The sequence below is a fragment of the Ruegeria sp. AP12 genome, assembly GCF_056540025.1.
The window spans coordinates 1-21,252 of the sequence record NZ_JBQFVZ010000008.1 but is presented as its reverse complement, the minus strand read 5'-3'; the positions used below and the strand labels follow the sequence as shown (position 1 = coordinate 21,252).

Here is a 21,252-nt window from a genome sequence, read left to right as displayed (position 1 = left end):
CCTGACAGAAAAACGCCCCGGACCGCAGTCCGGAGCGTCTGACATCAATCTGTTGTTTACCCGGGGTAGAACGCCGTCAGACGGTCGCACCTTTCAGCCGGATCATCGTGCCGACGCTGCCTGCACAAACGCCAACCACGATAGCAATCATCAGTTCCAGCGCTTCGACATGGGCGAACTGAAACCCGGCAAATACCAGGGTTTCGGCCACACCGACCAGACCGCCCAACGTTGCGCCCAGCCACAGACGGCGGGTCATCATGCCAAGGGCGAGGCCAAGAATACCCGGCAAGCTTAGGATATTGCCGCCGATGGTTCCCAGAATATCAAGCATATCTCGCCCCTTCTCAATCGGTCCGCGTGGACAGGAATGACCGGATTTCGTCGCTGTCGGCGGTTGCGTGCTGCTGCAACGGTGCTTTGCCTTCCAGTTCGGCCGTTACATCCTCGTAGGTCTCAAGGTAATTGGGCGGCAGGCTGTGCGCGATGCCCTGATGGCAGTCGATGCAGGTCATGTTGTTGTCGATGGCGCGCTGATGCTCGGATGCGGCGCGGGTTTCCTGAATGGTGAAGTCCATATAGTCGAAGTTGTGGCAGTTCCGGCATTCGCGGCTGTCCGACGCCTTCATCTTCTTCCAGACCGCCGAGGCCATGCTGAGGCGATGCGCCTCGTATTTCTCAGGCGTGCTGATGGTCCCGGCCAGTTCGTGATACACGTCCTTCACGGCCATGATCTTGGCCTTGATCTTGTGATTCCACTCGTGCGGCACGTGGCAGTCGGAACAGATCGCCCGCACGCCAGAGTGGTTGTTATAGTGGATGGTCTCGCGATATTCGCCCAGGTTGGTTTCCATCGTGTGGCACGAGACGCAGAATTCCTCGGTATTGGTCAGTTCCAGTGTCCAGTGGAACCCACCCCAGAACAGGATACCGGCCAGAAAACCCGCCAGAATCAGGAACCCGGAACTGAAGGCCACAGCCGGGGTCCAGATCCAGGACCAGAGGCGGCGGATCCAACCGCGTTTTTCAGGAGATGCTGCCATATTGGTGCTCCTTTATTTTCTTGTGGGTTGGATTAGTTGCCCGAGGACGGCTGAAACACGTTTTCGACCAGCGGCGGAGCATCCGCCTGCGGCACGTGGCACTGGTTGCAGAAATACCGGGTGCCCGCGATCTGATCCAACTCGCGCCCTTCGCGATCCAGATAGTGGGTCATCGACAGGGTCGGCGCGTTACGCTCACCCGCTTTGGTCCAGTCATGGCAGGACAGGCACTGATTGGTGCGGATGTCGATCTGGTACTGTTCGATCGAATGCGGGATCAGCGGCGGTTGCTGGCGATAGTTGCGCTGCATGCGCCCTTCGACATTCTTGTGGATCTGATCAAGCGGGATCAGCTCATCCACATCCGCACCCCGCAGCGTTTCCACCTGGGCTGACTGCGCAAGGGCAAACCCACTCAGGAGCAGGACGGGGATCAGGGCAATTCCACCTGTCACGATTGATATTTTCATCTTGGCACTCCCTTAATGAAGTCTGGCGGCGCGCGTCTCTGGCGCGGCAACTGGACGGATGGGTTTGGTGACGTGGTCGTCGAACCGGTGAGTAAAGTTGAAGACGTCGACCGCGCAGACATCTATGCAGCGGCCGCAATTGGTACAGTCGGGCGACAGGATCAGCGGGCTGGATCCCGGTTTGCCCTTGAGAGCGGGCGAGATCACCTGATTTTCGGGGCAGACCGCATAGCAATCCATGCAATCGTCACAGGCAACGCGGTTGTGGGCGCTGACCCGCAGCAGGCTTTTGGTGCCGATCAGGCCGTAGAACGCACCAACCGGACACAGGTGCCCACACCAGCCATGGCGCGAAACGAAAAGGTCAAAGACGAAGATGGCCGCAACCATGGCCCAGACAAAGCCCATGCCAAAGATCAATCCGCGATGCAGCATGGTGATCGGGTTCACCAGTTCCCACGCGATCACACCGCCCAGGCCCGAGACGATCAGGACGGTGGCCAGCACCCACAGGCGGGTTCCGCGTTTGGGTTGCCAGCCCTTGGGCAGGTCCAGCTTGCGGTGCAGCCAGTTGGCCGCGTCGGTCACCGGGTTGATCGGGCAGACCCACGAGCAGTAAACCCGGCCTCCGATCAGCGCATAGGCAACCAGCACGATCACCGCGCCGATCAGGGCCGTCAGTTCGGGCCAATGGCCTGCAATCAGACTCTGCATTAGAACAAACGGGTCGGTCAGCGGCAAGACGCCAAGGGTCAGCGACCCGGCCAACGTGCCCTGAATAATCCATATCCCGAACCATGGCCCCAGAAGGAACAGCGCCAGAAAGAACAGCTGGCTGCTACGGCGCAACAGCAGGAACCTATGCGCGCCGATCCAGCCCTTGGCCTCGATGGCCTCGCGCCCGACAGGCATATGGGTACGCGCGCTCATTGCCCTGCCCCCGGTAAGGCGTATCCGGGCTCGAACCCGCCGGGAGCGGCCAGATTGTCGATCCCCGGTCCCGGCAGGCGATCAGGCAGATCGATCAGACCCTCGACCAAGGGGGCGCCCCTGGCCTCTTTCTCTTCCCAGCCTTTGCGATAGTGATCCGCGCTGCTGCCGCGCGCCAGTCGGGTGGGCAGGACCTTGATCGCCGCTTCGGGCAGAACGCAGCTTTTCTCACACACACCGCAGCCGGTGCAGCGGTCAGCGTGCACTGTTGGGATGAACAGCGCATGGTGGCCCGAGCGGGTGTTATGCGCGGTTTCCAGTGTGATCGCCTCGTCAATGACGGGGCAGACCCGATAGCAGACATCGCAGCGCAGGCCGAGGAAGTTCAGGCAGTTCTCCTGATCGACCAGCACCGCAACGCCCATTTCGGCGTCGTCGATGTTTTGCAGACCCGGATCCAGCGCCCCTGTCGGGCAGGCCGCGACGCACGGAATGTCATCGCACATTTCACAAGGCACATCACGGGCAGTGAAATAGGGCGTGCCCGTCGCCGCAGCATCAGACCCTAATTCAGCCAGTTTCAGCGTATCGTAAGGACAATCCCGCACGCAGAGCCCACAGCGAATGCAGGCCGACAGAAACTCCTTTTCCGGCAGCGCGCCGGGCGGGCGCAACGCCTCGGCCGGCAGGGCACGGGCATCGCGGGCCAGCCACGCCAGCCCGAGCCCGGCGACTGCGCAGCCGCCCGCCGCCCGCGCCGAGTCCTGCAGGAACCGGCGCCGCTGCGGCGAAAGGGGTGTGTCGACAAGGGGATACATGGGGACGACCTTTGCGATCCTTGCCGGTTACGCGCGCTCGACCTTACAGGCGCATTTCTTGAAGTCGGTCTCTTTCGACAGCGGGCAGGTCGCGTCCAGCGTCAGCTTGTTGGTCAGCTGATGCTCGTCAAACCAGGGCATGAAGACCAGACCACGCGGCACCTTGTTGCGGCCACGGGTCTCGACCCGGCTTGTGACCTCGCCACGGCGAGTGGACAGCACGATTTCCTGCCCGCGCCGCAGACCACGATCCCGCGCGTCTTCGGGGTGCATGTAGACGACCGCATTCGGATAGGCGCGGTGCAGTTCCGGCACACGGCGGGTCATCGAACCCGAGTGCCAGTGCTCCAGAACCCGACCGGTGGACAGCCACAGATCATATTCTTCATCCGGCACCTCTGCAGCGGGTTCGAACGGCGCAAAGATGATCTTGGCCTTGCCATCCTTGTGACCATAGAATTCGACGCCCGCACCTTCGGACACATAAGGGTCATAGCCTTCGCGGAAGCGATACAGCGTTTCCTTGCCGTCCACGACCGGCCAGCGCATGCCGCGCGCCTGATGGTACATCTCGAACGGGGCCAGATCGTGCGCATGTCCGCGCCCAAACTCGGCATATTCTTCGAACAGACCTTTCTGAACGTAGAACCCGAAGTGTTCGGCATCGTCATTGTCGAAACCTTCGGCGGTTTCGGACAGCGGGAACTTGTCGACCTGACCGTTTGCGTAAAGCACGTCGAACATGGTCTTGCCGCGATGCTCGGGCATTTTGGCCAGCAGTTCCTCGCCCCAGACCTCTTCGACGGTGAAGCGTTTGGAGAATTCCATCAACTGCCACAGGTCCGATTTCGCCTCACCCGGCGCTTTCACCTGCTGCCGCCAGAACTGGGTGCGGCGTTCGGCGTTGCCATAGGCACCTTCCTTTTCCACCCACATGGCGGTGGGCAGGATCAGGTCGGCGGATACGGCAGTGACCGTCGGATAGGGATCGGACACGGTGATGAAGTTTTCCGGGTTGCGATAGCCTGGATAACCTTCCTCGTTGATATTCGGCGCGGCCTGCATGTTGTTGTTGCACTGCACCCAATAGGCGTTCAGGTCGCCGTCCTTGAGTTTGCGGTGCTGCAGAACGGCGTGGAAGCCGGGCTTGGGCGGAATGGTCCCTTCAGGGATATTCCACGCGGTTTCACAGATTTTCCGGTGCTCGTCATTGGCCACCACCATGTCAGCGGGCAGACGGTGGGCAAAGGTACCAACCTCGCGCGCTGTCCCGCATGCCGAGGGCTGACCTGTCAGCGAGAAGGGCGAGTTGCCGGGTTCCGAAATCTTACCCACCAGCAGGTGGACGTTATACATCAGCGAGTTCACCCAGGACCCGCGGGTATGCTGGTTGAAGCCCATGGTCCAAAGGCTCATGACCTTGCGGTTCGGGTCGGCATATTGCTTGGCCAGTTTCTCCAGCTTGTCGGCCGGAACGCCGGACAGTTCGGCGGTGTATTCCAGCGTGTAAGGCTCGACTGCCTTGGCATATTCCTCAAAGCTGATCGGCTCGAGCTTGCCCGAGTTCGGGTTCTCAGCCTCTTGCTGTAGCGGGTTGTTGTCGCGCAGGCCGTAACCGATATCGGTTGCGGTCTTGGTGATGTTGACGTGGTTCTTGACGAACTCTTCGTTCACTGCGCCGGTCTGGATGATGTAGTTGGCGATATAGTTCAGGATCGCCAGATCGGTCTGCGGTTCGAACACGATGCCATTGTCGGCCAGCTCGAACGAGCGATGTTCGAAGGTCGACAGCACATGCACTTCGCAGCCCGGCTTGGTCAGGCGCGTGTCGGTCAGGCGCGACCACAGGATCGGGTGCATCTCGGCCATGTTCGAGCCCCACAGAACAAACGTATCCGCGTGTTCGAGGTCGTCATAGCAGCCCATCGGCTCGTCAATGCCGAAGGTGCGCATGAAGCCCACCACGGCCGAGGCCATACAGTGCCGCGCATTGGGGTCGATATTGTTCGACCGGAAGCCAGCTTTCATCAGTTTCGAAGCGGCATAGCCTTCCCAAACCGTCCACTGTCCCGAGCCGAACATGCCCACGCTGGTCGGGCCTTTCTTGGCCAGGGCCTCTTTCCACTTGGCGGCCATCACGTCAAAAGCTTCGTCCCAGCTGACCGGCTCGAACTCGCCATTCTTGTCGTATTCGCCATTGGTCTTGCGCAGCAGCGGCGTGGTCAGGCGGTCCTGACCGTACATGATCTTGGACAGGAAATAGCCCTTGATGCAGTTCAGGCCCCGGTTGACCGGTGCGTCCGGGTCGCCCTGGGTTGCGACCACGCGGCCATCCTTGGTGCCCACCAGAACCGAGCAGCCGGTGCCGCAGAACCGGCAGGCTGCCTTGTCCCAGCGGATGTCGGGCGCATCGGCCTGTGCATTCGCCTGACCGGCAGCCATCGGGATACCGGCGGCCGAAGCGGTGGCGGCAGCAGCAGATGCCTTGAGGAATGTACGACGGGATTCAGAAACAGTCATTGGACGAGCCTCCTGCTGGTCGGTTGGCTTGGGGCATTGGGTTGGGGCGGGGATTCCGCCAGATCTTCGAAATGGTGATAGGTCAGCGTCAGTGAAATCACGCCGGGGATCTGATGCAGATCCATGATCGTCTCGGATGCCAATCGGTCGGACGTATCTTCGACGACAACAACGAAACGGCCATCTTCGGCTTCGGCATGAACCTCGACGCCATCGGTTTCGGTCATGGTTGCACGGGCTGATGCGGTTCGATCCGCAGCCACGTGAACAAGGCAACCGCAAATGTTCATTGGATGACCTCTGGTTTGGGTGTTTGAGGGCGTTCAAGCGCGACCGCGCCAACCGGGCAGGCCGAGGCGCAGGCGGCGCAGCCGATGCAACTGTCCTGATCCAGAACGGGTTCCGCACGCCCGCCCAGTTGCAACTGGAAACGGATCGCACGCGCATCGCAACTGTCCTGACACACACGGCAACTGATGCCCTTCATCGACAGGCACGTGGTCGCCTGTACGGCGGCGCGCCATGGCCAGTCAGGCACGCGATCAACCTGCAGCGCATCGGTTTCGCAGACCTCGGCGCAGCCTGCACAAAAGGTACAGGCACCGGCATTCAGTTCAAGGATCGGGTATCCATCGGCGTCCTTTGACAAAATCCCTTCGGGGCAAGCGGTTATGCAATCCCCGCATGCGGAACAGGCATCCACAAAACCAGATTCCACCGCACCCGGAGGACGAATCGCGTCCTTATCCTCGCGAAGTGCGCGTGCGCTGAGAAACGCGCGTCTTGTGGTCATCTGGCTCATGTGCTGGCGACCGTGTCCTGGACAATGTCAAACGTATCAGCCGTGCTAACAGTTTTCAAACTTACCGAATTTGACACAGGTCAATTTTCACGCGGCAAAACAAATAATCTCATTAAGAATCATGTTTTGGCGCTGGACGACCGGATTACCCCGGCGGCCTCGTCCGCCAGCATCGGCCAGGCGGTGGTTTCGGACTGGTACAAAAAGACCTCGCGCGTTTCCGGCAGATCAACGATTTTTCGGAACTTGAGATCGGATGAGACAAGCCGAGTCGCGGCCTGAGGCAACAGCGTGCCCCAGCTGCCGGTGCTGACCATGGCCAGCAGGGAATGGGTGTTGTGAACGGTGACATCGATTCTGGCCAGATGGTCCTGAATACGCCGCGACTGTATCTGATCGCACAGCGCATTGCGCAGAAACGGGCTGCGAAACACGTCGCTGATGGTGATCGGTCCAGACACCGAGGCCAGCGGGTGATGATCCGACATCACCAGCCCGAACGGGTCCTGAAACAGCGGCGCAACTTTGGTGCCTTTCACCGGCCTTCGGGACGAGGCGATCCCGATATCCGCCCAGCCCTGCCAAATGGCGTCCAGAACCTGCTCGGTATCGGTGTCCCGCAGCTCGATCTTCACCCCCGGATGGTGGTCTGTGAAATGGCGCACGAGGGGTGGAAAGACCAATGCCGCCATCGACGGCACTGCTGCGATCCGCAGCAGGCCTTGCGGCGCGCGGGTCAGCATGTCGATGGTTTCCAGCGTCGAATCGAACTGCCGCAACTGGCTTTGGCCCAGTTGAAGCACATGGGCCCCCAAGTCCGTCAGGCGGTTTTTGCGCTCTCCGACAAACAAGGGGCGGCCCAGATGCGCCTCAAGCTGTTTCAGCGTCATGGAAACCGCAGATTGCGTGCGACCCAACCGGTCGGCCGCATCCGCAAGATTGCCCGTTTCCGCCACCGTGCAGAAGCATCGCAACATCTCGATCTTGATCGCCATATTTCAATTTTCCTGAAGTTTCCTCAAGAAATTTGAGTTTGACTGATGCGTTACCCCATGTCCATCATCCCGCAACCTTGCTCAAACCTTTCCCGAGGCTTTCCGTGACCCACAAGAACCTTATCGCTGGCGAATGGCTGGCGGGTGATACCGAGATTGAAAACCGCAACCCGTCGGATGTAACCGACCTGATCGGTATGTACGCTCAGGCAACATCGGATCAGCTGGACGCCACCCTGACCCGCGCCCGCGCGGCTCAGGCCGAATGGGCGGCTTATGGGCTGGAGCGGAAGCAAGCCGTGCTGAACGCCATCGGCACCGAAACGATGGCCCGCGCAGAAGAGCTGGGCACATTGCTGAGCCGTGAAGAAGGCAAACCTCTGACCGAGGGCAAGGGCGAGGTCTATCGGGCCGGTCAGTTCTTCACTTATTACGCCGCCGAATGCCTGCGCCAGATCGGGGAAAACGCCGATTCCGTGCGCCCAGATATTGAGATTGACGTGCGCCGCGAACCGGTGGGCACTGTGGCGATCATCAGCCCGTGGAACTTCCCGACCGCGACCGCCTCGTGGAAGATCGCGCCTGCGCTGTGCTATGGCAACGCGGTCGTATGGAAACCGGCGAATGTGACCCCGGCATCAGCGGTCGCGCTGACCGAGATCATCGCACGGCAGGATATCCCCAAAGGTCTGTTCAGCCTGATCATGGGTTCGGGCGGCACAATTGGTCAGCGTCTGGTGGAAAGCCCGTTGATCGACGCGATTTCCTTTACCGGCTCGGTCCCGGTGGGCAAGGGGATCGCCGCCGCCGCAATCCAGAACCTGACGAAAGTGCAGATGGAGATGGGGTCCAAGAACGCGCTGGCGGTTATGGACGATGCCGATCTGGAACTGGCCGTCACGCTGGCACTGGGCGGGGCCTTTGGTGGCACCGGACAGAAATGCACTGCCTCATCCCGGCTGGTCGTCCACGCAAACATCCACGACGCCTTTGTCGAGAAATTGGTTGCTGGCGCGCAAGCGATGAAGGTTGGTCACGCGCTGGAAGAAGGCGTGCAGATGGGGCCCGTCGTCAGCCAGCAGCAGTTGAACGAAAATCTGGCCTATGTCGATCTGGGCAAATCCGAAGGCGCCGAGCTGGCCTGTGGCGGCGCACGTCTGGATATGCCGCATGACGGGTTCTACATGAGCCCTGGCGTGTTCCTGAACACCACCAATGACATGGCGATAAACCGTGAAGAGATGTTCGCCCCCCTGACCAGCGTCATCAAGGTTGGCAGCTATGACGAGGCGCTGAGCGTCGTCAACGACACCAACTTTGGCCTGACCTCGGGCATCGTGACCCGCTCGCTGGCGCGGGCCACGCATTTCCGCCGCAATGCGCGCACCGGTGTGGTCACGGTGAACCTGCCGACAGCGGGCACCGACTATCACGTGCCGTTTGGCGGGCGCGGCGACAGTTCCTACGGGCCGCGCGAACAGGGCAAGGCCGCGGCCGAGTTCTACACCACGGTCAAAACCGCCTACATAAGCGCAGGCCCCGTCTGATGCGGCCCACCCTCAGGATAGACGGGCTGCAATATGCCAACTGGTCCGAAAAGATCTTTCGGCAGCTTCGCGAAGGCGGGGTTGATGCGATCCACGTCACCATCGCCTATCACGAAAGCTTTCGCGAAACCGTCCTGAACTTCGAACGCTGGAACCGCTGGTTCGAGCAATATCCGGATTTGATCATGAAGGGGCTGAATGCCTCGGATATCGACCGCGCCCGTGCAACCGGGCGCACGGCGGTGTTCTTCGGCTTCCAGAACCCCTCACCCATCGAAGACGATATTGGCCTGGTCGAAATCGTACACACGCTCGGCGCGCGGTTCATGCAGTTGACCTATAACAACCAATCGCTTCTGGCGACCGGCTGTTATGAGGCCGAAGACACCGGCCTCACCCGCATGGGCAAGCAGGTCGTGCGCGAGATGAACCGTGTGGGGCTGGTGATCGACATGAGCCATTCCGGGGATCGCTCGACCATCGAAGCCGCCGATCATTCCGCCCGCCCCATCGCCATCACCCATGCCAACCCCCACGACTGGCATCCGGCTTTGCGCAACAAGCGCGACGATGTCATCCGTGCAGTGACAGAAAATGGCGGCATGTTAGGCTTTTCGATCTACCCTCATCACCTAAAGGGCGGCTCGGGCTGCTCGCTGCAGGAGTTTTGCGAGATGATCGCGCGCACGGCGGACAAGTTCGGCATCGACCATTTGGGGATCGGCACCGATTTGTGTCAGGATCAGCCCGACAGCATTGTGGAATGGATGCGCGTGGGACGGTGGAGCAAAGAGATCGACTATGGCGAAGGCTCGGCTGCCGCGCCGGGATTTCCGCCCATGCCTGACTGGTTCCGGGACAACCGCGACTTTGGCAACATCGAATCCGGCCTGCGCGCAACCGGCATGAATGACGCGGATGTCGCCGCCGTTATGGGCGGCAATTGGTACCGTTTCTTCGCTGACAATTTCACGCCGCACGGGCAGTCAGATGGCTGAGCTGCGCCCACCCGAGAAGATCATGACCCTGGAACGGCTGGGGTCGCTGCATCAATGCCGGCTCAGCTTTATGCGGCAGCTGACCCGCCGGATGGCTCGGGAAAGCTGGGAATTCTCACGCCCGGTTTTTGAGATCGACGAACAGGGCGTCGGCCACGCCGTTTATACCGCGCAAGGGCCGGAACGCGCCTATTCGCTGGTGGCATTCGCCCATGATTTGCCGGACCACATGCGCTCGGACCGGGTGATTGCGACCGCATGGGACACGACATTCACCCTGTTTGACGGCGTGCCCGAGCCCCATGACATCGAGCGCCTGTCGCAAAACGTGCCCCTGCAAGAAGCGGGCCGGGTCACTGAACGTGAGATTTCGGTCAGCCGCGCCAACCGCTCGGTCCGGTTGTGGGAACATGTGGTGGACTGCCTGTCCAATGGCCGCCAGCCGGATGCGAACCAGCTTGAAGCGGTCGGGTATCTGATGCGCACTACCGCTGTTTACGGCTCGGGCAAGCTGGGGGCCGCCGACCGCGAGGTGATTGCCAACCGGCCCGAGATGCAGTCGCCGTTTCAGGCCGAGATGCTGTCGGTCTACCTGACCCGCTGGTTCGTACGCGATCTGGTCGAGCATATGGCACAGGTGCGCGGCGGCGACAGGGCCGCGCGTTTGGACGAAGGTCTTGCGCGGCAGATCGGCATCGGCAATTCGACCGGGCTGGGCATGGCCCCCTATCTGGTCAACCATCCGGTTTTGCTGAACAATTGGATTGTGGCCCGCGAAACCGCCATTGCGCGGGTGCGCGACCTGCCCGCCTCGCCTGAACAGATCGACCTGTTTCGCGATCTGGTCAACAGGTGCGAACAGCTTGTGGCGACATGGCGATCTGAACACCCGATCCAGATCGTCAAGCTTCAGCACCTGACGGACGATCTGGCCGCGCTTGGGTCTTATTTGGAAGATACAGGGCTGTCGGGCGCGACGCCTTGGAATAATCTCATGATTTGGACGGACCAAACGCTCAGCGCTGAAGGGCAAGAGCTTGTCGCCTCCTTGATTCTGGAGCCGCATGGCGATCTGGTCGATGATCTGGCGACCACAATGTCCGATCACAGCGGGCCCTTTGTGCTGGATGGGTCCATGCCTGTGGCTGAGGTGTCCAACCTGTTGCGTCGGAATTTCGGCCCCTTGCTGGATCGGGACTGGACCGCGCCCGAGAACTGCGCAAGGGCGTGGTATATCTCGGAAGAGAAGCTGGAACCAAGGTTAGGCGAACGGTTCGAGGAACCGATAGAAGCCTACGAACAACCGCTGGCCCCGGCCCGTGATGCCACGGCAGCGTTGGCCGTGCTTGTAACAGCGGACCCGCACAGCCCGGTGGCAGACACCCTCGCCCACCACCCCGAACATCGCCAAAGCGTCCGGCGCGCCCAGATCACACGCTCAGCGCCCTATGGCGAGATCCGCTCGAACACGATCGGGGCCGACGTGGTGCCGATTGACATGCTGCGCGCCAAACTGTCCTTTTTTGGCGTAACCCGGTTTGATCCCCGCTCGGACCGGTGGGTGCGCGTGGTCATGTATGCCGGGGCCCCTTATCCGCCCGATCTGACGCCGGACAATGCCGACCTGTGGGTCTATCCCGAGCCGTCCGCATGACCCTGTCGTTGAATGAGGTGGAAACCATCGCCAAGCGGGCGACCCGTGGGGCGGGCCAACCCTGGGGGCTGGCGGGCGAGGCGGCAAAGGCCTGCCGCTGGTTGTGCGCTCAGGGTCTGGACGGGGTCGGTGCTCTGACCACTGATCTGGAGACCGGGGCGCAAACACTGATCAAGGGCGTGTCCCTGTCGGATCGGGCGCGCGTTCTGACCACCGAAACCGTCACCATTCCCGCTGTCAGCACTCCGCTTATGATCCTGCCCTTTGCAGCCAACGCCGCCCGCCTGATCAAAGCGTGTGTCACTGTGAAATGCGGCGGCGTGGTGGCGGTGACAAATGGCAGGTCACTGGAGTTGGCGCAGGGATTTCCTGACCGGTCCGAGACCGTAACCATCGCAAGCGGCGGCGTTTTGACCACAGCCCGCACCCATGCAACCCGCGCCGCGCCACTGCCGCGCGATTGGCAGGCACTGAACGCGCTGGCCCATCGAACCTATGCCCCGGCGACCGAGGAAAGCCGCGCGCGCGGCGCTGGTGCCGGGGCAACTGACAATGACTGACTAAGTGAGTTGATGATGCAAACCAAGACCCTGACACTGGCCGAAATCGAAGATCTGGCCCTGCGCGCATTGGTGGCCGCTGGCACGTCCGAGGCCAACGCCCGACCCCTGGCTGTTGCCACCGCCGCAACCGAAGCCGATGGCGTTGCCAGCCACGGGTTGGCCTATATCCCGATCTATTGCGAGCATGTGCAATGCGGCAAAGTGGATGGGCAGGCCACACCAGTTGTGGACCAGCCACGCCCGGGCGTGATCGCAGTTGATGCGGCCACCGGCTTTGCCCATTCGGCCATCGATGCCGGGTTCGAAAAACTGATCCCTTTGGCAAATGAACACGGGATTGCCGCGCTTGCCATCAAGAACAGCTATAACTGCGGGGTTCTGGGCTATCATACCTACCGGCTGGCACAGGCCGGGCTGCTGGGGCTGGGCTTTACCAACGCGCCTGCGTCGATTGCGCCTTCCGGCGGGGCAAAACCGGTGGTCGGGACCAACCCGTTCTCTGTCGCTGCACCCGGACCAGACGGCCAGCCCGCTTTGCTGATCGACCAATCCGCCAGTACAATCGCCAAATCCGAGGTGATGAAACACGCGCGCGAAGGCAAACCGATCCCCGTAGGCTGGGCGCTGGACAGCGAGGGAAATCCGACAACAGACCCTAATGTGGGGCTCAAAGGCTCGATGGCCCCGTCGGGCGGGTATAAAGGCGTCGGAGTTTCGCTGCTGACCGAAGTGCTGGCTGCCGCCATGACCGGCGCAACCCTGGGGATCGACGCGTCGCCTTTCTCGGGCACCGCAGGCGGCCCGCCCCGCACCGGCCAGATGTTCCTGGCCATTGATCCGGGTGCGACTTCCGGTGGGGCGTTTGCCGACCGGATTGAAGCGCTGGTCCACGCCATCCGCGTGCAGGATGGTGCACATCTGCCCGGCGATGGCCGTCAGGCGAAACGCCGCAACGCTGCCGAGCAGGGCATCGCGGTAAATCAGGCGACCCTGGATCGGATCGAAGCGATCCTTGCCTGAACACACGCGGATGCCTGACCCTTGATTGTTATCGCGCGCAAAGATTATGTAAAGATAGCGCAAATCAAGACAGCTCTCCGGGTGCAGGCAGGGTAGAATGACCAAAATCAGGAATATGGAAGAATTCGCGGCCCTCAGCGGAATATCCCGGCCGACCGTTTCCAAATACTTCCATGATCCTGACAGCGTCCGCCCAACCACCCGCGCCCGCATCGAAGAAGCGCTGGAGAGGTTCGACTACCGCCCCAATATCTTCGCGATCAATCAGAACCGGAAACTGACCAAGAATATCGGCATCGTCGTCCCCTACCTTGCCGACCCGTTCTTTGCCGAGATCGCACGCTATCTGGAACAAAGCTGCATCGCCGCAGGCTATAGGCCTTCGCTGTTCAGCTCGCATGGCGAACGGAAACTTGAGGTCGAGATTCTGGACAGCCTGCGCTCGCTGAAACCGGCGGGTGTGTTGCTTGCGCCCTTGGGGCGCGACTCGGACCGGTCGGCGATTGAAAAGTTCTGCAAGAACGTGCCGACGGTCCTGTTCGACAGCAATATCGAGGGGCTGGGTGCGGCCTTTATCGGATCAGACAATTTCAGCTTTGTCTCGCAGACCGTGGAATACATGACCCGCACAGGTGAGCCGCCTTCGTTCTTCGAGATGCGGACACCCGCAAACCCCAACGCCAACAAGCGGCGCAAGGCCTATGTCGAGGTGATGGAGCGTCTGGGGTTCGACCCCCATGTGATCAGGATCGACGGCGAAGGCTGGGCATTTGAAGAGATCGGGCATCGGGGCGCTTTGAAAGTTCTGGAGGGCGGCGCGCTGAAAACAAACTCGGTTCTGTGCAGCAATGACCGCCTGGCAATCGGGTTTCTTGCCGCCTGTTACGAACAGGGGATTCGGGTTGGTCGCAAAGACGATTGCAGCTTGAGAGTCGCCTCGAACGACGATCATCCCTTTGCAAAATTCACCTGCCCGTCTTTGACCACGGCGGCGCATGACTATGACAATGTCGCGGGACGCAGTGTCGAAACACTGTTCGAACTCATTGAAAGTGGGGGGAAATTTGACAGCCGAAGGGAAACCCTGTTCCCGGCCCGGCTTGTATTGCGGGAGTCCGCGTGATCGCCAAACTTTAACGCGCGTAAAGTTTTTATTGACGCCGCGATAATTTACCGACTACCCTTCCTGCATGACATCCAAGCTCAGGGAGGACAGGGATGTATTTTAAGAACGCACTTCGTGCGGCGACTGCACTGACTTTCGTCGCCACGGCCGCGGCCCATGCGCAAACCATAACGATTGCCACCGTCAACAATGGCGACATGATCCGGATGCAGGGCTACACCGACAATTTCACCGAAGCGACCGGCATCGATGTGGAATGGGTCACGCTGGAAGAAAACGTGCTGCGTCAGCGCGTGACCACGGACATCACCACCAAGGGTGGACAGTTCGACATCATGACAATCGGCATGTACGAAACGCCCATCTGGGGCGCAAATGGCTGGTTGGTGCCGCTGGATGGCATGTCCGATGACTACGATGTGGGCGACCTGCTGCCCGCCATGGCAGGCGGGCTGAGCAATGACGGCACGCTTTATGCCGCGCCGTTTTATGGCGAAAGCTCGATGATCATGTATCGCACCGACTTGATGGAAGCTGCCGGTCTGGACATGCCCGAAGCCCCCACCTGGCAATTCATCCGCGAAGCTGCGGCGGCGATGACGGACCGGGACAATGACATCAACGGCATCTGCCTGCGCGGTAAGGCGGGCTGGGGTGAAGGCGGCGCCTTTATCACCGTAACCGGGAACTCATTCGGTGCGCGCTGGTTCGATGAAAACTGGAAGCCCCAGTTCGATCAGCCCGAGTGGAAAGAAGCACTGACATTCTTTGTCGATATGATGAATGAATCCGGTCCTGCGGGTTATGCCACCAACGGATTCAACGAAAACCTGTCGCTGTTCCAGCAGGGCAAGTGCGGGATGTGGATCGACGCGACCGTTGCCGCATCATTCGTGACCAACCCCGACGATTCAACCGTGGCGGACAAGGTCGGCTTTGCGCTGGCACCAAATTCAGAAGGCGTTGATAAGCGCGCCAACTGGCTCTGGGCCTGGGCACTGGCCATTCCGGCTGGGACCCAGCAGGAAGACGCCGCGAAGCAGTTCATCGAATGGGCGACCTCGAAGGACTATATCGAGCTGGTGGCCGAGAACGAAGGCTGGGCCAATGTGCCTCCGGGTGCGCGGACCTCGCTTTATGAAAACGACAACTACAAGGATATCCCTTTCGCGCAGATGACGCTGAAGTCGATCCTTGCGGCGGATCCGCAGAACTGCTGTGCCCAGCCGACGCCCTATACCGGCATCCAGTTTGTCGCCATTCCTGAGTTTGCAGGCATCGCCACGCAGGTCAGCCAGGAATTCTCGGCGGTTTATGCCGGTCAGCAAACCGTGGACGAAGCCCTTGCCAAAGCGCAGGCCTTCACCACCGAAGAGATGGAAGCCGCAGGGTACTGAGGCCTCCCTCCCAGTGGGGGACAGGTGCCTGTCCCCCGCTCCCCACTTTCACAACTCGTGTTTTTCTCGCAGGCTAGCCCTATGCCTGAACAGAGAGGTCTTGCGCCATGGCAACCCAACATTCCCGATCCGTTGCCCGCCTGATGATGGCACCCGCAGTGGTCCTGCTGCTTGGCTGGATGCTCGTGCCTCTGACGATGACCCTGTATTTCTCCTTCAAGAAATACCTGCCCCTGCGCGGTGGTGATCTGGGCTGGGTCGGGTTCGACAACTACATCCGGTTCGTTTCCTCCAGTTCTTTCTGGCCTGCGGTTCAGGCGACGCTTTTGATTGTCGGCGGCGTGTTGGTGATCACGGTCATTCTGGGTGTTCTTCTGGCGATGCTGTTGGACCAGCCGATGTGGGGGCAAGGCGTTGTCCGCATTCTGGTGATCGCGCCCTTCTTTGTGATGCCCACCGTCTCCGCTTTGGTCTGGAAGAACATGTTCATGGATCCGGTGAACGGCCTGCTGGCGCATCTGTGGCGCTTTTTCGGGGCCGAGCCGATTTCATGGCTGTCCGAGGCGTCGATGACCTCGATCATCATGATCGTCTCATGGCAATGGCTACCCTTTGCGACACTGATCCTTCTGACCGCGATCCAGTCGCTGGACAGTGAGCAGCTGGAAGCCGCGGAAATGGACGGCGCGCCGGTGCTGAAACGCTTTTACCACATCGTCCTGCCGCATCTGAGCCGCGCGATCACCATCGTGATCCTGATCCAGACGATCTTTTTGTTGTCGATCTTCGCCGAGATTTTCGTGACCACCGGCGGCGCATTCGGCACCCGCACACTCACCTACCTGATCTTCCAGCGCGTGCTGGAAAGCCAGAATGTCGGCCTTGGGTCAGCCGGAGGTGTCTACGCCATCATCCTTGCCAACATCGTTGCCATCTTCCTGATGCGCATCGTCGGCAAAAACCTGGACGCGTGAGGAGGTAAGACCATGGCCCGCGCCGTCACACCCCGTCGAAAAACGCTGAACACCGCCCTCGCCTGGGCTGTTGGGCTGCTGATCTTTTTCCCGATCCTGTGGACCATCCTGACCAGCTTCAAGACCGAGGCGCAGGCGATTGCCAGCCCGCCCCTGTTCCTGAACTTCAACTGGACGCTGGAGAACTATGCCATCGTGCAGGAACGCTCGGACTATATGCGGTTCCTGTGGAACTCGGTCATCATCGCGGGGGGGTCAACCATTCTGGGTGTGATCATCGCAGTGCCCGCCGCTTGGGCCATGGCCTTCGTGCCGTCCAAACGGACCAAGGACATCCTGCTGTGGATGCTGTCTACCAAGATGCTGCCTGCGGTTGGCGTGCTCTACCCGATCTACCTGCTGTTCATCCGGCTGGGTCTGCTGGACACACGCGGAGGATTGGTCGTTGTTCTGATGCTGATCAACCTGCCGATCATCGTCTGGATGCTGTATACCTATTTCCGCGAAATTCCGGGTGAGATTCTGGAAGCCGCGCGGATGGACGGGGCGACGTTGAAAGAGGAAATCCTCTATGTGCTGACGCCCATGGCCATTCCCGGCATCGCCTCGACCGTGTTGCTGAACTTTATCCTGGCGTGGAACGAGGCGTTCTGGACCCTGAACCTGACCGCCGTCGATGCCGCGCCTCTGACCGCCTTCATCGCCAGCTATTCCAGCCCCGAGGGCCTGTTCTTTGCCAAGCTCAGCGCAGCCTCGACCATGGCGATTGCACCAATCCTGATCCTTGGCTGGTTCAGCCAGAAACAACTTGTCCGCGGCCTGACTTTCGGCGCTGTGAAATAAGGAAGACGACGTATGGGACGTATCCAACTCAAGTCCGTGACCAAAAGCTTCGGCGACGTTCAGGTCATTCCCCCGCTGGACCTGACCATCGAAGATGGCGAGTTCACCGTCTTCGTCGGCCCCTCGGGCTGCGGTAAGTCCACCCTGTTGCGCCTGATCGCGGGGCTGGAAGACATCACCAGCGGCTCCATCGACATTGACGGGTCGAATGCAACGGACGTGCCACCCGCCAAACGCGGGCTGGCGATGGTTTTCCAATCCTATGCTCTGTATCCGCATATGACCGTGCGCAAGAACATCGCGTTCCCGTTGCGCATGGCCAAGCTGGATCAGGCCGAGATCGACAAACGCGTCGAAGGCGCGGCAGGCGTTCTGAACCTGACCGACTATCTGGACCGCCGCCCCGGCCAGTTGTCCGGCGGCCAACGTCAGCGGGTCGCCATCGGCCGCGCGATTGTGCGGGAACCGGCAGCATTCCTGTTCGATGAACCGCTGTCGAACCTCGACGCAGCGTTGCGTGTGGGAATGCGGCTTGAGATTAGCGAATTGCACGAGCGCCTTGCGACCACGATGATCTACGTAACCCATGATCAGGTCGAAGCGATGACCATGGCGGACAAGATCGTCGTGCTGCAAGCAGGCGTTATCGAGCAGGTCGGCTCTCCACTGGAACTCTATCGAACCCCGCGCAACCTGTTCGTCGCGGGTTTCATCGGCTCACCCAAGATGAATTTCATCGAAGGGGACGAGGCCGCAAAACACGGCGCGCAGACCATCGGCATTCGCCCGGAACACATCGCAGTGTCCGATACCGAAGGCACATGGTCCGGCGTTGTCGGCGTGTCGGAACATCTTGGGTCCGACACGTTCTTCCACATCCACGAAACCGGTCTGGCCGAAACCATCACCGTCCGCGCGGATGGCGAGGTCGGGTTCCGCCACGGGGATCGCATCCACCTGACCCCACGCGCCGACGTCATTCACCGGTTTGATCAACAGGGGCTGCGGATCGAATGACGCGCCTGAAGGGCAAAACCGCGCTGATTACAGGGGCCGCCCGCGGGATCGGGCTGGCCTTTGCCCAGGCCTATGTGGCCGAGGGCGCGCAGGTTGCCATTGCCGATATCGATATTGCCCGCGCCAAAGATGCGGCCGCACAGATTGGATCAGCGGCCTTGGCGGTGGAAATGGATGTCACTGATCAGGCCAGTATTGAGACCGCAATTGACCAAACCGCCGACCGGTTCGGCACCATCGACATTCTCATCAACAACGCAGCCATTTTTACCGCCGCGCCAATCACCGAGATTGATCGCGCCGACTACCAGCGCGTCTTTGACATCAACGTGGCGGGCACCCTGTTCACGTTGCAGGCGGTGGCGCGGCACATGATCAAAAACGACGTCAAAGGTCGGATCATCAATATGGCCTCGCAAGCCGGACGGCGCGGGGAACCTCTGGTCGCCGTCTATTGCGCCAGCAAGGCTGCGGTGATCTCGCTGACTCAATCCGCAGGGCTGAACCTGATCCAGCACGGGATCAACGTAAACGCCATCGCCCCCGGGGTTGTGGACGGTGAACATTGGGACGGTGTCGATGCCTTCTTCGCCAGATACGAAGGCAAAGCGCCCGGCCAGAAAAAGCGCGAGGTTGCGGCGGCGGTCCCCTATGGCCGCATGGGCCACGCCGGGGATCTGACTGGTATGGCCGTCTTTCTGGCCTCGGACGAGGCCGAATACATCGTGGCCCAAACTTATAACGTCGATGGCGGAAACTGGATGAGCTGATGGACCCGCGCTCGGAAACACATATGCCGATCAAACTGCGCCGATCTGCCTTGGCGGATCTGCCGGCAGAGGTCAAAACACCTCGGTACAGGCCCAAAGACCTAACACCGGGCATTGTGCATATCGGTTTGGGCAATTTCCACCGGGCCCATCAGGCCTGGTACATCCATCAACTGATGCAAATGGGCAGGGCAAAAGACTGGGCGATCATCGGCGCGGGCGTTCGACCCTATGACGCCGAGATGCGTGAAAAGCTGATGGCCCAGGATTGCCTGACAACCCTGATCGAGCTCGACCCTTCGGGAATCTCGGCCGAGGTCATCGCCCCGATGATCGACTATGTGCCTATTGAAAAGGGGAACCGTGCCCTGATCCGACAGATGTCGGATCCGGCGATCCGCATCGTATCGTTGACGGTGACGGAAGGCGGTTACTATCAAGACCCTAATACAGGGGATTTTGACACAACACATAACGATATCCAACATGACGCGCAAAACCCAAACCAACCCCGGACGGTGTTCGGAGCGCTGGTCGCGGCCCTGAAACACCGCCGGGACGTCGGGACGCGCCCGTTCACCGCACTGAGTTGCGACAACCTCAAGGGCAATGGCGCAATACTCAGGTCCTGCGTCATTGGGCTGGCCAAATTGTCGGACCCGGATCTTGCCGATTGGATCGACCAACAGGGCGCATTTCCGGATTCGATGGTGGATTGCATCGTCCCGGTCACCCGGGATCAGGTCATTTCGATGTGTCACGATCTGGGGGTCGATGACAAAGCCCCGGTCACTCACGAACGGTTTCGCCAATGGGTCATTGAGGACGCATTTTGTGCAGGCCGACCACGATTGGAAGAGGTCGGTGTTACCATAACAAACGACGTTCATACCTATGAGGCCATGAAGCTCAGAATCCTGAATGGTGGCCACCAATTGCTTGCCAATGTCGCAGAGATATTAAGCGTTCCGACAATTGCAGATTGCATGAAAGATGCTGATCTTGCCGGGTTTTTCCGGAAAGTACAGTCAGAGTGCATTGTGCCCCATGTCAAACCGGTCCCCGGCCTCACCCCCACTGATTATCTGACCCTGATCGGGCGCCGCTTTGCAAACCCAACCATCCAGGACACAACGCGCCGCGTTGCCTTTGACGGATCCTCTCGCCATCCCGAGTTTCTGTTGCCGTCGCTACTGGACGCGCTTGGGGAAGGCGCGTCAATTTCGGGTTTGGCCCTTGCCGAAGCATTCTGGTGTCGAATGTGCGCGAGCATTCGGGAGGACGGAACCGAAATTCAAGCCAACGACCCCCTGTGGGACGAATTGCAACGGGCGGCAATTGCAGCCAAGGACGACCCAAAGGCGTGGATTGTTGAAACTGGTTTGTACGGTCAGGTCGGATTGAACGAACGTTTCGCTCAGGAATTTTCAGGTTGGCTTTCCGAGATTTGGCAGAACGGAGCCCGAGCCGCATTGAGAAGGTACCTTTGAGAAGGCCTGGAAGCCCAAAAAAACACTTTGGGCCAAACACGATACTTCTATTGGGTTTTGCCTTTTGCTCAAATGCGTTGAGAACCCATTTACCATCTGGGGGGCCGCTAAAGGTTTGACACTGTCAACCTTTGGTTAAACAGGTCGATGGGCTATCTTTTTGGATCGCTTGGGTCATTTAAGTTGGTTTCGGGCTTAGGAATTGCACCTTTGACCATCAGGTTATGGTTTGAAGGGACCGTGGCCGCAGTGGGGCCGCGAAAGCCCTGATAACG

At 60.1% G+C, this 21,252-nt stretch carries 21 protein-coding genes; 12 read left to right on the top strand and 9 right to left on the bottom strand.

What is annotated here, in order from left to right; all coding sequences use genetic code 11:
- Positions 1-76: 76 nt before the first annotated feature.
- From ACR0E6_RS18075 to ACR0E6_RS18035, 9 genes are all read right to left on the bottom strand, one after another.
- Positions 77-334, bottom strand: a complete 258-nt coding sequence (locus ACR0E6_RS18075; protein WP_480585838.1) for a hypothetical protein — start codon at positions 332-334, stop codon at positions 77-79.
- A gap of 13 nt (positions 335-347) precedes the next feature.
- Positions 348-1,043, bottom strand: a complete 696-nt coding sequence (locus ACR0E6_RS18070) for a NapC/NirT family cytochrome c (protein WP_480585835.1) — start codon at positions 1,041-1,043, stop codon at positions 348-350.
- Positions 1,044-1,075: 32 nt separating this feature from the next.
- A complete protein-coding gene (locus ACR0E6_RS18065; RefSeq protein ID WP_170455936.1) occupies positions 1,076-1,513 on the bottom strand; it encodes a nitrate reductase cytochrome c-type subunit in 438 nt (145 codons plus the stop codon).
- A gap of 12 nt (positions 1,514-1,525) precedes the next feature.
- Positions 1,526-2,443, bottom strand: a complete 918-nt coding sequence (napH, locus tag ACR0E6_RS18060; protein WP_480585831.1) for a quinol dehydrogenase ferredoxin subunit NapH — start codon at positions 2,441-2,443, stop codon at positions 1,526-1,528.
- A complete protein-coding gene (gene napG, locus ACR0E6_RS18055) occupies positions 2,440-3,261 on the bottom strand; it encodes a ferredoxin-type protein NapG (RefSeq protein ID WP_480585829.1) in 822 nt (273 codons plus the stop codon). Before napG ends, napH begins: the two co-directional genes overlap by 4 nt.
- Positions 3,262-3,288: 27 nt before the next feature.
- Positions 3,289-5,781, bottom strand: a complete 2,493-nt coding sequence (gene napA / locus ACR0E6_RS18050; RefSeq protein ID WP_170524143.1) for a nitrate reductase catalytic subunit NapA — start codon at positions 5,779-5,781, stop codon at positions 3,289-3,291.
- Positions 5,778-6,071, bottom strand: coding sequence for a chaperone NapD (locus ACR0E6_RS18045; RefSeq protein ID WP_170455944.1), 294 nt, complete (start codon positions 6,069-6,071; stop codon positions 5,778-5,780). The genes napA and ACR0E6_RS18045 overlap by 4 nt, the downstream gene beginning before the upstream one ends.
- Positions 6,068-6,583 (bottom strand): ferredoxin-type protein NapF, encoded by a 516-nt coding sequence (napF, locus tag ACR0E6_RS18040; RefSeq protein WP_170455946.1) that lies wholly within the window; start codon positions 6,581-6,583, stop codon positions 6,068-6,070. Before napF ends, ACR0E6_RS18045 begins: the two co-directional genes overlap by 4 nt.
- 119 nt (positions 6,584-6,702) lie before the next feature.
- Positions 6,703-7,578 (bottom strand): LysR family transcriptional regulator, encoded by an 876-nt coding sequence (locus ACR0E6_RS18035; RefSeq protein WP_480585824.1) that lies wholly within the window; start codon positions 7,576-7,578, stop codon positions 6,703-6,705.
- A 104-nt stretch (positions 7,579-7,682) separates the two neighbouring features.
- Between ACR0E6_RS18035 and ACR0E6_RS18030 the strand changes: the two genes are divergently transcribed.
- The 12 genes from ACR0E6_RS18030 to ACR0E6_RS17975 all read left to right on the top strand — a co-directional run bounded on the left by ACR0E6_RS18030 (position 7,683) and on the right by ACR0E6_RS17975 (position 20,977).
- Complete coding sequence (locus ACR0E6_RS18030; RefSeq protein WP_480585822.1) at positions 7,683-9,125, top strand: aldehyde dehydrogenase family protein; 1,443 nt, start codon at positions 7,683-7,685, stop codon at positions 9,123-9,125.
- Positions 9,125-10,123, top strand: coding sequence for a membrane dipeptidase (locus tag ACR0E6_RS18025; protein WP_170737981.1), 999 nt, complete (start codon positions 9,125-9,127; stop codon positions 10,121-10,123). Before ACR0E6_RS18030 ends, ACR0E6_RS18025 begins: the two co-directional genes overlap by 1 nt.
- The gene (locus tag ACR0E6_RS18020; RefSeq protein ID WP_170455955.1) at positions 10,116-11,777 is read left to right on the top strand and encodes a hypothetical protein; all 1,662 of its coding nucleotides are present in this window, start codon (positions 10,116-10,118) and stop codon (positions 11,775-11,777) included. The genes ACR0E6_RS18025 and ACR0E6_RS18020 overlap by 8 nt, the downstream gene beginning before the upstream one ends.
- A complete protein-coding gene (locus ACR0E6_RS18015) occupies positions 11,774-12,337 on the top strand; it encodes a DUF3726 domain-containing protein (RefSeq protein ID WP_480585818.1) in 564 nt (187 codons plus the stop codon). The genes ACR0E6_RS18020 and ACR0E6_RS18015 overlap by 4 nt, the downstream gene beginning before the upstream one ends.
- A 12-nt stretch (positions 12,338-12,349) precedes the next feature.
- Positions 12,350-13,360 (top strand): Ldh family oxidoreductase, encoded by a 1,011-nt coding sequence (locus ACR0E6_RS18010; protein ID WP_480585816.1) that lies wholly within the window; start codon positions 12,350-12,352, stop codon positions 13,358-13,360.
- Between the two features lie 97 nt (positions 13,361-13,457).
- Positions 13,458-14,483 (top strand): LacI family DNA-binding transcriptional regulator, encoded by a 1,026-nt coding sequence (locus ACR0E6_RS18005; RefSeq protein ID WP_480585813.1) that lies wholly within the window; start codon positions 13,458-13,460, stop codon positions 14,481-14,483.
- 95 nt (positions 14,484-14,578) lie between these two features.
- A complete protein-coding gene (locus ACR0E6_RS18000; RefSeq protein ID WP_170524117.1) occupies positions 14,579-15,883 on the top strand; it encodes an ABC transporter substrate-binding protein in 1,305 nt (434 codons plus the stop codon).
- A 107-nt stretch (positions 15,884-15,990) separates the two neighbouring features.
- A complete protein-coding gene (locus tag ACR0E6_RS17995; RefSeq protein ID WP_170455967.1) occupies positions 15,991-16,857 on the top strand; it encodes a carbohydrate ABC transporter permease in 867 nt (288 codons plus the stop codon).
- Positions 16,858-16,869: 12 nt separating this feature from the next.
- Positions 16,870-17,700 (top strand): carbohydrate ABC transporter permease, encoded by an 831-nt coding sequence (locus ACR0E6_RS17990; RefSeq protein ID WP_170455969.1) that lies wholly within the window; start codon positions 16,870-16,872, stop codon positions 17,698-17,700.
- 12 nt (positions 17,701-17,712) lie between these two features.
- Positions 17,713-18,717: an ABC transporter ATP-binding protein gene (locus tag ACR0E6_RS17985; protein WP_480585807.1), complete on the top strand. Its 1,005-nt coding sequence runs from the start codon at positions 17,713-17,715 to the stop codon at positions 18,715-18,717.
- Entirely contained in the window at positions 18,714-19,487 is a 774-nt protein-coding gene (locus ACR0E6_RS17980) for an L-iditol 2-dehydrogenase (RefSeq protein ID WP_480585804.1), read from the top strand. The genes ACR0E6_RS17985 and ACR0E6_RS17980 overlap by 4 nt, the downstream gene beginning before the upstream one ends.
- Positions 19,487-20,977: a mannitol dehydrogenase family protein gene (locus ACR0E6_RS17975; RefSeq protein WP_480585801.1), complete on the top strand. Its 1,491-nt coding sequence runs from the start codon at positions 19,487-19,489 to the stop codon at positions 20,975-20,977. Before ACR0E6_RS17980 ends, ACR0E6_RS17975 begins: the two co-directional genes overlap by 1 nt.
- Positions 20,978-21,252: the final 275 nt, after the last annotated feature.